At 33.9% G+C, this 13,536-nt stretch carries 12 protein-coding genes; 11 read left to right on the top strand and 1 reads right to left on the bottom strand.

Annotation, left to right across the window (positions count from 1 at the left end):
* Positions 1-77 precede the first annotated feature (77 nt).
* From PYW42_RS09155 to PYW42_RS09135, 5 genes are read left to right on the top strand one after another with little or no spacing between them, the layout of a single operon-like run.
* Complete coding sequence (locus PYW42_RS09155) at positions 78-782, top strand: IspD/TarI family cytidylyltransferase (protein ID WP_002378508.1); 705 nt, start codon at positions 78-80, stop codon at positions 780-782.
* A gap of 12 nt (positions 783-794) precedes the next feature.
* Positions 795-1,853: an NAD-dependent epimerase/dehydratase family protein gene (locus tag PYW42_RS09150; protein WP_002411418.1), complete on the top strand. Its 1,059-nt coding sequence runs from the start codon at positions 795-797 to the stop codon at positions 1,851-1,853.
* 1 nt (position 1,854) lies between these two features.
* Positions 1,855-2,832 (top strand): glycosyltransferase family 2 protein, encoded by a 978-nt coding sequence (locus PYW42_RS09145; protein ID WP_002411417.1) that lies wholly within the window; start codon positions 1,855-1,857, stop codon positions 2,830-2,832.
* 27 nt (positions 2,833-2,859) lie between these two features.
* Entirely contained in the window at positions 2,860-4,320 is a 1,461-nt protein-coding gene (locus PYW42_RS09140; protein ID WP_002411416.1) for an O-antigen polysaccharide polymerase Wzy family protein, read from the top strand.
* On the top strand, positions 4,317-5,207 hold the full coding sequence (locus tag PYW42_RS09135) for a hypothetical protein (protein ID WP_002411415.1): 891 nt from the start codon (positions 4,317-4,319) through the stop codon (positions 5,205-5,207). Before PYW42_RS09140 ends, PYW42_RS09135 begins: the two co-directional genes overlap by 4 nt.
* A gap of 396 nt (positions 5,208-5,603) precedes the next feature.
* Here PYW42_RS09135 and PYW42_RS09130 read toward each other — a convergent pair whose 3' ends face one another.
* Complete coding sequence (locus PYW42_RS09130; protein ID WP_002411414.1) at positions 5,604-7,151, bottom strand: oligosaccharide flippase family protein; 1,548 nt, start codon at positions 7,149-7,151, stop codon at positions 5,604-5,606.
* 211 nt (positions 7,152-7,362) lie between these two features.
* Here PYW42_RS09130 and PYW42_RS09125 point away from each other — a divergent pair, with 211 nt between their 5' ends.
* The 6 genes from PYW42_RS09125 (at position 7,363) to glnA (ending at position 13,360) form a co-directional block, all read left to right on the top strand.
* Complete coding sequence (locus PYW42_RS09125) at positions 7,363-8,313, top strand: GDP-mannose 4,6-dehydratase (RefSeq protein WP_002411413.1); 951 nt, start codon at positions 7,363-7,365, stop codon at positions 8,311-8,313.
* A gap of 156 nt (positions 8,314-8,469) precedes the next feature.
* Complete coding sequence (locus PYW42_RS09120) at positions 8,470-9,216, top strand: glycerophosphodiester phosphodiesterase (protein WP_010816140.1); 747 nt, start codon at positions 8,470-8,472, stop codon at positions 9,214-9,216.
* Positions 9,217-10,146 (top strand): tRNA (adenosine(37)-N6)-dimethylallyltransferase MiaA, encoded by a 930-nt coding sequence (gene miaA, locus PYW42_RS09115; RefSeq protein WP_002411411.1) that lies wholly within the window; start codon positions 9,217-9,219, stop codon positions 10,144-10,146.
* A 3-nt stretch (positions 10,147-10,149) separates the two neighbouring features.
* Entirely contained in the window at positions 10,150-11,391 is a 1,242-nt protein-coding gene (gene hflX, locus PYW42_RS09110; RefSeq protein ID WP_002411409.1) for a GTPase HflX, read from the top strand.
* Between the two features lie 202 nt (positions 11,392-11,593).
* Positions 11,594-11,977, top strand: coding sequence for a MerR family transcriptional regulator (locus PYW42_RS09105; RefSeq protein WP_002388239.1), 384 nt, complete (start codon positions 11,594-11,596; stop codon positions 11,975-11,977).
* 42 nt (positions 11,978-12,019) lie between these two features.
* Positions 12,020-13,360 (top strand): type I glutamate--ammonia ligase, encoded by a 1,341-nt coding sequence (gene glnA / locus PYW42_RS09100; RefSeq protein ID WP_010816139.1) that lies wholly within the window; start codon positions 12,020-12,022, stop codon positions 13,358-13,360.
* Positions 13,361-13,536 lie beyond the last annotated feature (176 nt).

The following is a 13,536-nucleotide window of genomic DNA, read 5'->3' as shown; positions in this document are numbered from 1 at the left end:
TGTTGATGAATATATAAGTTAAACAAAATTGAAATAAAACTAGTGGTTGACTAGTTAGAGAAAGGATTTTGTATCAAATGATTACAGCTTTAATTATTGCCGGTGGGGTCGGCAAACGAATGGGGCAGGAGATTCCTAAACAATTTATTATGGTAGAGGAAAAACCGATAATTATCTACACATTGGAATCTTTTCAAAAGCATCCACTCATTGATCGAATCTTAGTTGTGTGTAAAAAAGGTTGGGAACAAACACTAGATGCCTATGCAAAAGAGTACCATATTGACAAATTACAATGGATTATTCCAGGAGGAAATTCTGGTCAAGAATCAATTAATAATGGGGTTAATTTCTTAAAAGAACATTCAAACCCAGAAGATACTATTGTTATCCATGACGGAATTCGTCCATTAGTTGATGAATTAGTTTTATCTGATGTAATTGTTAAGTGTCAAGAATACGGTAATGCAGTGACTTCGTTGCCATATAATGAACAAATTTTTGTAAAAGAAACTGAGGAAACAACTCGACAATATATTAATCGTGAAACATTACGTCGCGTGTCAACACCACAAGCCTATAAATTTGAAAAATTAACTTGGGCTTACGAAAAAGCATTCCGTGAGAATATTGGTATTTCTGAATCGTCATACACGAATACTATGATGGTGGATTTAGGCGAAACATTGTATTTTGCTTTAGGCTCAGATAAAAACATTAAGTTAACTACACAAGATGACTTACAGTTATTTAAAGGCTTCTTGAAAATGAAAGAAGAGTAGTGGAGGGATACCATGTTATTTACAGACGATAATTATTTATCAGACGTTGAACGAGTTTTAGAGAAGACACCAGATTGGACGAAAGTAACTAATAAATCTGTTTTTATAACTGGTGCTTCAGGCATGATTGGGACCTTTTTAATTGATGTGCTTATGTACCAAAATAAAACGAGAAATGCGAATATTTCGATCTGGGCGATGGGACGAACATTGTCGCGTTTAGAAGAGCGATTTACTAGTTATCTAGAAGATCCGTTATTCCATATAGTTATCGGAGATGTCATAGAAGAAATTCAGGTAGCAGAAGCTTGTGACTATGTGTTGCATTGTGCTAGTAATACACATCCTAAATCATATGCCAGTGATCCAATTGGAACGATTATGACCAATATTGCTGGTACGCAGCATATTTTAGATTATGCGGTCAAAGCGAATAGTGAAAAAGTGTTATTTTTATCAACTGTTGAAATCTATGGAGAAAATCGTGGAGATCTTGATAAATTTACGGAAGACTATTGCGGCTATATTGACTGTAACACGCTACGGGCCGGTTATCCAGAAGGAAAACGAGCAAGTGAATCATTATGTCAAGCCTATATTCAGAAATATGGTATTGATGTTGTTATTCCAAGAATTAGTCGTACTTTCGGGCCTACGATGTTACTTTCGGATAGTAAAGCTTCTTCTCAATTTATTATGAATGCAGTCCATAAAGAAAACATTGTGTTAAAAAGTGCAGGGACCCAACTATATTCTTATGCATATGTTGCAGATATTGTATCTGCTCTTCTGTTTTTATTAGTTAAAGGGCAAAAAGGGGAAGCTTACAATGTTTCAAACGAACATTGCGATATTACGTTACGTACTTTTGCGGAAACATTAGCCAATGTGGCTGGAACAAAAGTGATTCATGGAGAAGCCACCGCCCAAGAAAAACAAGGATTTTCTAAAGCAACAAAAGCACTACTAGACAATCAAAAAATCTACGCATTAGGTTGGCGTCCATTGTACGACAGTATGGAAGAACCATTAAAACATACAATTAAAATTTTAGAAAGTAGCGGAAATTGATATGCCCAAAATTAGTATTATTGTTCCTGTATACAATGTAGAAAAATATTTAGAAAAATGTGTACGCTCTATTTTAGCTCAAACATTTACTGACTTTGAATTGATTCTTGTAGACGATGGCTCTCCAGACAGTTCTGGAGCAATGTGTGATCAGTTTGCTAAACAAGATGAACGGGTAAAAGTTATCCATAAAGAAAATGGAGGACTGAGCGATGCTCGTAATGCTGGAATTGAAATAGCGACAGGTGAGTATTTAGGTTTCATAGACAGTGATGATTACATTGCAGATGATATGTATGAATTATTATATACAAATATCGTAAAAGAAGATGCCGATTTATCAATATGTGGTATTTATGATGTCTATGAGGGGAAAGAGCCTGTAGAAAAACAACAGCAATATATAGTACTAGATAAAGTAGCAGCAATGAAAATGATTTTAGAAGCTAAAGTTGTATCTGTTCATGCCGTGAATAAGTTATATAAAAAAGAAATTTTTGAAGATATCCGATACCCTGTAGGCATGATTACAGAAGACGGTGCAGTTATTTTATCTATTCTAGAGCATACAGAGAAAATTGTTATTGATACGCAACAAAAATATTATTATTTTCACCGTGCCAATAGTATTTCAACCAATCTTTTTTCTAAGAAAGATTTAGATACAATCAATGTTTGGAAAGAAAATGAAAAATATATCTTAGACCGGTATCCTGAATTATCTAATGTTGTTCATACACGTGTATGTTGGGCAAATTTTATTGTTTTAGATAAAATGGTTACTAGTCAGTTAACGGAAGAAGAAAAAATAATTCAAAAAGAGGTTATTTCTTTTTTGAGGAAGAATTTTCTGTTCATTATGAAAAATAAATATTTTACTAAGGCTAGAAAGATAGCCATGTGTGCTCTACAATTTAGTAAGTGTGCGTATTCTTGTTTCCCTAAATTACAAGAAGCAAATAATAAAAAGAATAGTTAAAATTTAAAAAGTTGTTAGGAGAATATTATGAAAAAAAAGCTTAAACTGGATATATATACAATTACTCAAACCATCTGTATAATTGTATCGATTATTCTTTTTTTCTATGGTAAAGCTAAGATGTTGTACAATTGGCAACTATTTGGTGTAATGTTTTTTTGGACAGGCAATTTGGTTTATTCATTTAAAAATTTCGGACAAAAATCAGTTTTTTTCTTTTTTAATATTACTATTTTTGTCTTCTTATTAAGTCGTCCATTTATTAGTTTCTTTCGTAATAGAATTTGGTGGCATTGGGGGTATTCAGGATCAAATTTTGCGATGAATGTTCTGTATCTAACTTTAATTGGCATCTTAATAGGTGCGATGTTATTTCAAAGGTTTGGACTTAAAGATTTTGATTCTAAGCTGGAAAAACAAAAGTATCCTACTTATCGAATATATTTAATGAAATTTAGTTTAGTCTTTTATTTCATAACATTGATTGTAAGTGTTTATGGTGATATGGAAAAACTAATATTTGTACGTAGTACGTCATATGAAGAGTTCTATGCATCTTTTTCTTCGAACTTGCCAACATATGTGCAAGTATTAGGTTTAATGATGCCTTATGTTGTGTGCATTTATTTAGCTTGTATGCCCAAAAAAGGCATTAGTTACGTGGTATTAGGAAGTTATGTGATAAGCTCTTTTCCAACTTTTTTAATGGGACAGCGAGGCCCGTTAATTTTAAAAATTATCTTTGCGTTACTTTATTTTATTATTAGAGACTATTTACAAGATTCTCAAAAATGGATAAGTAAATTTGAAAAAATTGTAATTATTCTAGCGACACCTTTAATGATTGTATTGATGGGGGCTTTTAACTATATTAGAGCAAATTCTTCAATTGAAACAAACGGATTTTTTTCATTAATTGTTGATTTTTTCTTCAAACAAGGAACCTCTTTTGATACAATTATATTTGGGCATGATTTTTTGGACAAACTACCATTTATTGATGTAAAAAATTATACATTTGGAAGTTTTATTGATTCTTTTAAGTATGGATTTATTGGTCAAAAGCTATTCAATGGTATCGGATTGCCTAGCACTAATAGTCCGGAAAAAGGCATGATTAGTAATAGTTTGGCACATAATTTGGCATATGTTTATCGTAAAGATGAGTATTTAGCTGGAAATGGAAATGGTTCTTCTTATCTGTTAGAAATATTTGCAGATTACGGATATATAGGGGTTTTTATAGCTAGTATTTTATTAGGAATTATTTTGATTTTTCTTGTAGTAAGTTTTAAAAGAAACAATTTACTTTTATCTACGATTGCATTGATTTGTATTTCTAATATTTTGTTTATTCCACGTAGTGATGCTACTAGCTGGTTACAATTTATTATGAAACCAACATTTATTGCACCAATGATTATATGTTTTGGCAGTTCATTTTTACTTGCTAAGTTGGAGAGGTTAAGGAAGGTAAGTCGTAAATGAAAAAAACAATTGGGACAATTCTAACAGTTATTACAGTAAGTATTTTATTGAGTGGATGTAGTAAAGCAAAATATCCAATTATTCATTTCACTCAAAAGGAATTTGTAGCAGATGGCAACGGTGTTGTAGAGATCAAAGGACAATTTTTGAATGGTGAACCAGGTACTTTAGAAGCTAACATAAACAGGAAAGCAGGCAAAGTTAAAGTCGATAAAGATCAGAATTTTCATATTCGATACCAAATGGATTCCATTAAAGATACAGATTTTTATTTAGGAATTAAGGATGAAAAGAATCGTATTGCTGTGGGGACAACTAAAATTGATTCTTCTGAAGTAGAAGCTGTCCAAAACGATTTTGAAGTTATAAGAACAAGTGATATCATTAGTTATTTTAATAAATATGATATAAAATTTTTAGACTATAATGAGAACAACGTTGCAGAGCTATCTGGTTTAACTAGTTCTGTAGTTTTTAATGTAGGAACAAGAATGGATGGGACTTCAATAAAAGAAGGAGTTTATTTATTTGAAGACCCAGAGTCTTGGAATAAGGCTAATTTATCGATTTTAGATTGGTGGAATAAAAAAGTATCCAATTCATTAAATAAAAATTATAATGATTTAGATAAAGATTCATCTGTAAATTTTTTATACGAACCTAATTTTATCGATTCAGCGGAAGAAAAAATGATTAAACAAATTGATTTTTTTGATAATAATCGTTTTTTATGGACGTATAGAGATAAAGAAAAATTTTTAATATTAGTTTCGGATCCAGAATTAACAAGTATTGAACGCGGCAAAAGTATGCTTGCCATTCAAAGCTTATTAATAGATAAAACTTTTAGTTTAGACAAGGATGAAGAAGATTCAGAAAGAGGATAATTTAGCAAAAATCTATTGAATTTTGTACACATTATTATCATGTTTAAAATCTAAGAAATTATTTAAAATAAAAAGACACTCCTGTAACACAAACGAATATAGGGGTGTTTTTTTGCTCTTTGTTAATAAGGGTTGATGAGTTGTAAAAATGAGCCTGGGACAAAAATCCAAAGTGATTTTTGTCCCAGGCTTAAAAATTGATAAAGAGCGGGAGCAGAAGCAACTCTTTCGGAAATAAGCCGAAATTCTCCAAAAATTAAAGAACAATTTTCGAAAATTCCTTCTTATTTCTCGCAGTTAAACACTTCTGTCCCGACCTCTTGATACGATTCTACAATATTTATTTACTAACATTTAATAAAAAGCTTTTTTTCATCATATAATAAATAAAACGTATTAATGCCTTTTTTTGAGCTTAGTGATAAGGCTGTTAAAAATACTTATTACAAATTTAAATTCAGCTGTGCGATAAAATAAAATAACGAAGACTATTGCTCCAATAACAATTCCAGCTAAAGATCTCAATATAATACTTAAAAGAGTTGTAGCAGATATCAAACTAAATAATGGATAAGTAGCTAGAATACCTAATCCTAAGGCTATGCAATACTTTAAAGTGACAAACAAATACTTGCCAAATCTATCATGAATACCATATTTTAAGACTACATAAGGTTCATACCAAGAAACTGAGGTTAGAGAAGATAAGATAGTGGCTAAAATAACTCCAGCGATACCCATATCGAAAATTAATAAGAAAATTAAAGAAAATACGATGTTTAAAATGGACTCCACAACAGATTTCCATCTTTGAATCCAAGCTAAACCATATGCAGCTATGAATACTTGCGCAGAATTTCTAAAAACGCCAATAACAAAGTTTAAGATGATTAAAGTGAAAATGAAATTATCTAGTTGGTAAGAAGAGCCTACCCACCAAGATATGAATGGTTGTATAGATAAGAACATAACAATCGTTGCAAAATAAATCAGAATAAAATTTATAAAATAGTGTCTAAAAAATATTTCACGACCATTTTCTCTGTCATCTGAGACGGCTACGCTTCCAATGCTGGCTGTTATAGAATTAGTAAACTGGTTGAAAATACCTTTAATACTATTTACAATTAACACATAGTTGGAGTAACGTCCTACTGCAGCTAAATTAACAAATATGGAAATTAAGATATTATCTGTACTCAAAACAACGACAGAACCAATTTTATTAGAAAGATTTCCAATGGTATTTTGTTTTAAAATCTTAATAGTTTCTCTATCCAATTTTTTTATTTCTTGATATTGAAATACGTGTTTGTATCTTTTTTTTACTCGCAGAGAAATATCAATGTTTGAAATTACTGTACAAATAATTTGAATAAGTAAATAAAGTGCGTAATTGCCCGTTGTGTATAATACGAACACCTGAATAACTGTAGCGACAACTAAATAAGCAAACGTGTTAATCACATTGAGGTATCCAAGCTGATCTGCATTAAGCAATGAGCGGTTATAAGTAAAGAAATAGCTGAAAACGGAGTTGGCTAAAAATAATAAATATAAAAGCTGAATATTCGGGATACCTACATCTTTACCGACTATCACAGGTAAAAAAGGAATGAGTAAACAACCTATGATACCTATTGCTATACCGATTATATTGTATATTTTTTTATATAGATGCATTAAAGCTTTAATTGTTGCAGTATCCTCTTGTTGCAATGGTTTGTATAATGAGAAAATGATTGAGGTTCCAACACCTAATTCGGCTAATGACAACATACTAAGTATATTTGTAAATAAGCCGTTTAGTCCTAAGTATTCAATTCCTAAAAAGCGAATGAATATCGTTCTAGAAATAAACTGAATTCCTATGGTCAAAATAAATATTATTGTTGAGATGCTAGAATTAATAATAGAATATTCTAAACGTGATTTTTTTTGCATAATGTTCTGTTCTCCTTATTAAAATGGTTCTACTAAGATAAATAAAAACTTTATTCAGTTGCAATCATAACTTAATGAAGAAAGAATATCAATTCTCTAAGAGATTTTTTCGTAATATATTAATAATTGTTATTCGTTAAGGAACGATGTTTTATGGTTAAAAATATGATAAAATACAATAAATTAATCATTTTAGAAAGTAGGGACAAAAGTGGAATCATTCCTAATCACAGGCGGTGCCGGCTTTATCGGCTCAACCTTAGCAAATTATTATAGTAAAGACAATCAAGTTGTGGTCATTGATGATTTATCAATGGGCCAAACTGAAAATTTAAATGTATCTGAAAATATCACGTTCATTGAAGGTAGCGTGACTGATCAACAATTAATGGAAAAAGTACTGCGAGAGTATCAGTTCGATTACATTTTTCACTTAGCCGCGATTGCTAGTGTAGCAGACTCAGTAGCACGTCCAGTGGAAACACACCAAGTGAATTTTGAGAGTGTGTTACAATTACTGGAATTAATTCGGAAATACCAGAAAGATTTAAAACGTTTGGTGTTTGCTTCTTCTGCAGCGGTTTATGGTGATGAGCCAACTTTACCAAAACAGGAAGAATCAGTAATTCGTCCATTAACGCCTTATGCAGTGGATAAATTTGCTTCTGAAAAATATGTTTTAAACTATTGTCATTTATATGATGTTCCAACAAGCGCTGTTCGCTTCTTTAACGTTTATGGGCCAAACCAAAATCCTAATTCGCCTTATTCTGGCGTTATTTCGATTGTGATGGACTCTTACAAACGCTTATTAGCCAATCAAGAAGTGACATTCAATATCTTTGGCGATGGAAAACAATCCCGTGATTTTGTCTTTGTTGAGGACGTGGTTCAAGCGTTGAATCTTGTCGCTCATTCTGACCAATCACTTGGGGAAGTGTATAATGTCGGAACAGGGAAAGCAACCGATTTAAATGAGTTAATTTCTTCTTTAAATGATATTATGAAAGTCACTTTGCCAGTTGAATACAAAGAAGCACGAGCTGGGGACATCAAAGATTCCTTAGCGGATATATCTAAATTACGTGCCATTGGTTATAAACCGAAATATAGTATTCAATCTGGTTTAGATAAATACGTTAATTATGAATTAAAAGATTAAGAGAATAAAAAGACGGATTTGAGACTAAATTGTTTATAAGACTTAGAGAGTAGGACATCAGTCGCTTTGATTGATGTCCTACTCTTTCTTTTCGTTTTTCCTATATTTGAACCCACCTCACTCCAATGGTACAATAAACAAGATTGGAGTGAGAGCATGACAGATATTATTGCACATCGAGGAAGTAAAGGCACCCATCCTGAAAATACGTGTATTGCTTTCAGAGAGGCTGTTCGTATTGGTGCTGAAGGAATTGAATTAGACGTTCACCTATCTAAAGATGGTTATTTAATCGTTATGCATGATGAAACGGTGGATCGTACGACAGATGGTCATGGTGAAATCCAACAGTTAACATTAAACGAATTAAAACAACTAGACGCTGGAAGCTGGTTTCAGAAAAATCCTTCTGTTCAATGTGTTCCAACATTGGAAGATGTTTTAAATTGTCTTGTAGAAGAACAATTCAATGGTTTTTTGAATATTGAACTTAAAACGGATATTATCCATTATGAAGGAATTGAGAAAAAAGTCGTCCAACAAATGAATCAAAAAAACTGGCCGTTTCGTTATTTATATTCCAGTTTTTATTTTCCAAGTTTAGTTAAATTAAAAAAAGCTGATCCTAAGACAGAAATTGCCTTTATTTATGAATCTGCAGAGGATTTAAGTCAAGCAGGACCGGCATTCGCGCTTGTCGATAGTTTACATCCAAAAATGTCTTGGATGTTGGCTCATGAAAAAGAACTTATCACAATTGGCAAACCGCTGCGGCCGTGGACTGTTAATCGGATGGAAGAAATGGAAAATTGTTTTCAGCTAAAATTGGCGGGTGTTCATACGGATTTTCCTGAAGAAGCAAAATTTGCTCGTCAAAATTGGCAAGAAGAAGGAGAAACATAATTGGAGAAAGTATTAGTTATTGTAGGACCCACTGCGGTGGGGAAAACAGCATTAAGTATTGCTTTAGCAAAAAAATTTAATGGTGAAATTATTAGCGGTGACTCCATGCAAGTTTATCGCTCGTTAGACATTGGCACCGCTAAAGTCACAGAAACAGAAAAAGAAGAGATTCCTCACCATTTAATTGATTGCCGTGAAGTCAGCGAAACATATTCTGCTGCTGATTTTCAGAAAGAGGGTCGTCAAAAAATCAAAGAAATTACTGAAAAAGGGAAACTACCAATTATCGTTGGAGGAACAGGTTTGTATATTCAATCACTCCTTTATGATTTTCAACTAGGAAGTCGTGAGATAGATGACTCGCCTGAAATTAGAGAAACGTACAATTTATTTGCGGAAGAAAAAGGGAATCAAGCCTTATGGCAGTTATTACAACAAAAGGATCCTCTAGCGGCTGACAGTATCCATTTTAATAATCGCAAAAAAGTCATTCGTGCGTTAGAGGTCTTTGATAAAACCGGTTATAGTATTTTGACTCCGAAGGAAAAACCAGCTCGTCTCTATGATTATTATTTATTAGGTTTGGAAACAGATCGCGCTTTATTGTATGAGCGTATTAATCAGCGGGTGGATCAAATGATGACAGAAGGACTGTTGGAAGAAGCAAAACAGATGTTTCAGCAACCACATGCACAAGCAGCTCAAGGTATTGGCTATAAAGAATTTTTCCCGTATTTTTCCGGTGAACAATCATTAGAGATGGCGGTTGAAACAGTCAAACAGCAATCGCGGCGATATGCCAAACGTCAATTGACTTGGTTTAGAAATCGAATGGCTGCGCATTGGTGGGATTTGGTTCAGCAGCCAACAGATTTGCCCAAGTTGGAAAAAGAAGTAGCGGAATGGCTACAACAGAAGGAGAGTGAGTAGGCGATGACCACTCATGAAAAAGTGATTCTAGTAGGAGTTGAGACGGAAAAAAATTATCAGACATTTTCTGCATCAATGGAAGAACTGGCGAATTTAACGGAAACCGCTAATGGAGAAGTGGTGTTTGTTTTAACACAAAAACGACCACAAGTCGATCGACAAACCGTAATTGGTAAGGGGAAATTGGAAGAATTAATTCAATTAACAGATGCCTATGAAGCGGATCTTGTGATTTTTAATCATGAGCTCACACCGCGTCAAAATCAACTGTTATCTGAAGCGTTAGCTGTGCGAGTAATTGATCGTGTACAATTAATTTTGGATATCTTTGCTTTGCGTGCGCGCTCCAAAGAAGGAAAGTTACAAGTTGAATTAGCACAATTGGATTATTTATTGCCTCGCTTGGCTGGGCAAGGAAAACAGTTGTCCCGACTTGGAGGAGGTATTGGGACGCGCGGGCCTGGTGAAACGAAATTAGAGTCGGACCGCCGACACATTCGGAATAAAATCTTAGGCATCCGTCGTGAGTTAAAAGAAGTCACTGCTCATCGTGAACGAAGCCGCCAGAAAAGACAAAATTCAGAACTATTTCAAATTGGCTTGATTGGTTATACCAATGCTGGCAAATCAACCATTCTCAACATGTTGACAACAGCAGGAACTTATTCAGAGGATCAATTGTTTGCAACGTTAGATCCTTTAACTAAAAAATGGCAATTGCCTCAAGGCATGGAAGTTACTCTGACCGATACGGTTGGCTTCATTCAAGATTTACCAACACAACTGATTGAAGCCTTTCAGTCGACATTGGAAGAAAGTCGGACGATGGATTTACTGCTCCATGTGGTGGATGCAAGTGCGCCAGATCGTTTACAACATGAACGCACAGTTCAAACATTGATTAAAGAATTAGCGTTGGAAAATATTCCATGCTTGACGGTTTATAATAAAAGAGATCAAGTGGACAGCAAAGAATTTGTCCCAACCTTATTTCCCAATGTATTGATCTCAACTAAAATTTCTGAAGATAAAGAACGACTGGTTCAAGCTATCCGTGCCCAAATGATGGAATTACTCGAGCCTTATCAATTAGAAATTAGCCCAACTGACGGACAACTATTAAGTGAACTTCGCCGGATGACACTAATGGTTTCAGAAGAATATGCTGAAAATGAAAATCGGTATATCGTGAAAGGATTTGCGAAAAAAGAGTCTAAATGGTTGGCTGAATCCGAAAAAGAATAAAAAATGGTAAGTTGATTAGAAATGATTTGTAAAAACAAATCATTTCTATTTTTTTGATTAGTAGGAGAAAATCAGCCGTGAAAAGATGGGAAAGTCCATATTTATCAGGTTTTTTGTTTTATGTTAGAAAATCTAACATAAGTTCTTGACAATTTGTCATTCTATTGTTATTCTAAGAAATAACTAAGAGAGGAGGATGGAGATGAGAGAAAAAGAGTTACGCCGTTCCATGTCAGTTTTTCCAATTGGTACAGTTATGAAACTAACGGATTTGACCGCTCGACAAATTCGCTACTATGAAGAACAGGGATTGATTCATCCAGAACGTAGTGAGGGCAACCGACGCATGTATTCTTTAAATGATATTGATGTTTTGTTAGAAATTAAAGATTATTTATCTGATGGATTGAACATGGCAGGGATTAAGCGTGTGTATGAAATGAAATTAGAGGAACAAAAAAACACCGCCGAGGCAACTCGTCCATTAACCGATGCAGATGTTCGTCAGATTTTATACGACGAAATTCTTTCGCAAGGAGGACTTACTCAGCAAAATCCGTTCCAATCGAATGTACCAAGGCTTTAACGTTTCAGCAGCCAATAAAAATGAAGGATGGGGATCAGACCGATGACAAGAAAAGCCAAAACGGCAGAAGAGATTAAACATATTGCAGAAGAAGAAAACGTACGTTTTTTACGACTAATGTTTACCGACATTATGGGAACAATTAAAAATGTTGAAGTTCCTGTGAGTCAGCTAGATAAAGTATTAGATAATAAAATGATGTTTGATGGGTCATCCATTGAAGGATTCGTTCGTATCGAAGAAAGTGACATGTATTTATACCCTGATCTATCTACATGGATAATTTTTCCGTGGGAAAGCGACCATGGAAAAGTTGCGCGCTTAATTTGTGATATTTACAATCCTGATGGTACCCCTTTTGCCGGAGATCCCCGCGGTAATTTAAAACGTGCCTTAGCAGATATGAAAGAATTAGGCTTTACTTCGTTTAACTTAGGACCAGAACCAGAATTTTTCCTATTTAAATTAGATGAGAATGGTGAAATTACCACTGACTTGAATGATAAAGGTGGCTATTTTGATTTTGCGCCAACCGATTTAGGTGAAAATTGTCGCCGTGATATTGTTTTAGAGTTAGAAAGTTTAGGCTTTGAAGTGGAAGCTTCGCATCATGAAGTAGCACCTGGTCAACATGAAATTGACTTTAAATATGCTGATGTAGTTGATGCTTGTGACAATATTCAAACGTTTAAGTTAGTTGTGAAAACTATTGCACGCAAACATGGTTTGCATGCAACATTCATGCCAAAACCTTTATTTGGAATTAATGGTTCTGGCATGCACTGCAATATGTCATTATTTAATGAAGAAGGTAATGTTTTTTATGACGAGTCAGGAGAGATGGGCTTAAGCCAAACTGCGTATCATTTCTTAGGTGGTTTATTAAAACATGCCCGTGCCTATACTGCGGTATGTAACCCAACAGTGAACTCTTATAAACGCTTGGTACCAGGTTATGAAGCACCTGTTTATGTAGCTTGGAGCGGCAGAAATCGTTCACCACTCATTCGAGTTCCTGAATCTCGTGGTTTATCGACTCGTTTAGAATTACGTTCTGTCGATCCTTCAGCGAATCCGTATTTAACAATGGCAGTCTTATTACAAGCAGGTTTGGATGGTATTCGTAATGAACTTACGCCACCGCCAGCAGTTGATCGTAATATTTATGTGATGAATGAGGAAGAACGTCAACATGCACAAATTGAAGATTTGCCATCAACCTTACACAATGCCATCAAAGAATTACGTAAAGATCAAGTAATGATTGATGCATTAGGTCGTCATATTTTTGCCAATTTTGTAGAAGCGAAACGAATGGAATGGGCAGCCTTCCGTCAAACCGTTTCTGAATGGGAAAGAGAACAATATTTGGAGTTGTACTAAAAGCCGTTACTTTTAATAATCTTAATGTTTAGAAAGAGGAAGATAAGTCGAAACGCTTATCTTCCTCTTTCGTTCTTTAGTTTGTGAATGAATAGATAATTTTTATTTCACAAAATAAAGTAATTTTAATTCAGTGAAATAGTTTGTTTATAGGGGAGAAAAGGGGTTTTTCTCAA

It is taken from the genome of Enterococcus faecalis (assembly GCF_029024925.1).
In the GTDB taxonomy this organism is placed as follows: Bacteria; Bacillota; Bacilli; order Lactobacillales; family Enterococcaceae; genus Enterococcus; species Enterococcus faecalis.
The sequence above is the reverse complement of the archived record's forward strand: the minus strand, read 5'-3'. Positions and strand labels throughout refer to the sequence as shown.

Bases quoted from the DNA above. Each gene is read 5' to 3' on its own strand.
- PYW42_RS09155 (WP_002378508.1), top strand. From the start codon at position 78: ATGATTACAGCTTTAATTATTGCCGGTGGGGTCGGCAAACGAATGGGG.
- glnA (WP_010816139.1), top strand. From the start codon at position 12,020: ATGACAAGAAAAGCCAAAACGGCAGAAGAGATTAAACATATTGCAGAA.
- PYW42_RS09120 (WP_010816140.1), top strand. From the start codon at position 8,470: ATGACAGATATTATTGCACATCGAGGAAGTAAAGGCACCCATCCTGAA.
- PYW42_RS09105 (WP_002388239.1), top strand. From the start codon at position 11,594: ATGAGAGAAAAAGAGTTACGCCGTTCCATGTCAGTTTTTCCAATTGGT.
- PYW42_RS09150 (WP_002411418.1), top strand. From the start codon at position 795: ATGTTATTTACAGACGATAATTATTTATCAGACGTTGAACGAGTTTTA.
- PYW42_RS09130 (WP_002411414.1), bottom strand. From the start codon at position 7,151: ATGCAAAAAAAATCACGTTTAGAATATTCTATTATTAATTCTAGCATC.
- PYW42_RS09135 (WP_002411415.1), top strand. From the start codon at position 4,317: ATGAAAAAAACAATTGGGACAATTCTAACAGTTATTACAGTAAGTATT.
- PYW42_RS09145 (WP_002411417.1), top strand. From the start codon at position 1,855: ATGCCCAAAATTAGTATTATTGTTCCTGTATACAATGTAGAAAAATAT.
- PYW42_RS09140 (WP_002411416.1), top strand. From the start codon at position 2,860: ATGAAAAAAAAGCTTAAACTGGATATATATACAATTACTCAAACCATC.
- hflX (WP_002411409.1), top strand. From the start codon at position 10,150: ATGACCACTCATGAAAAAGTGATTCTAGTAGGAGTTGAGACGGAAAAA.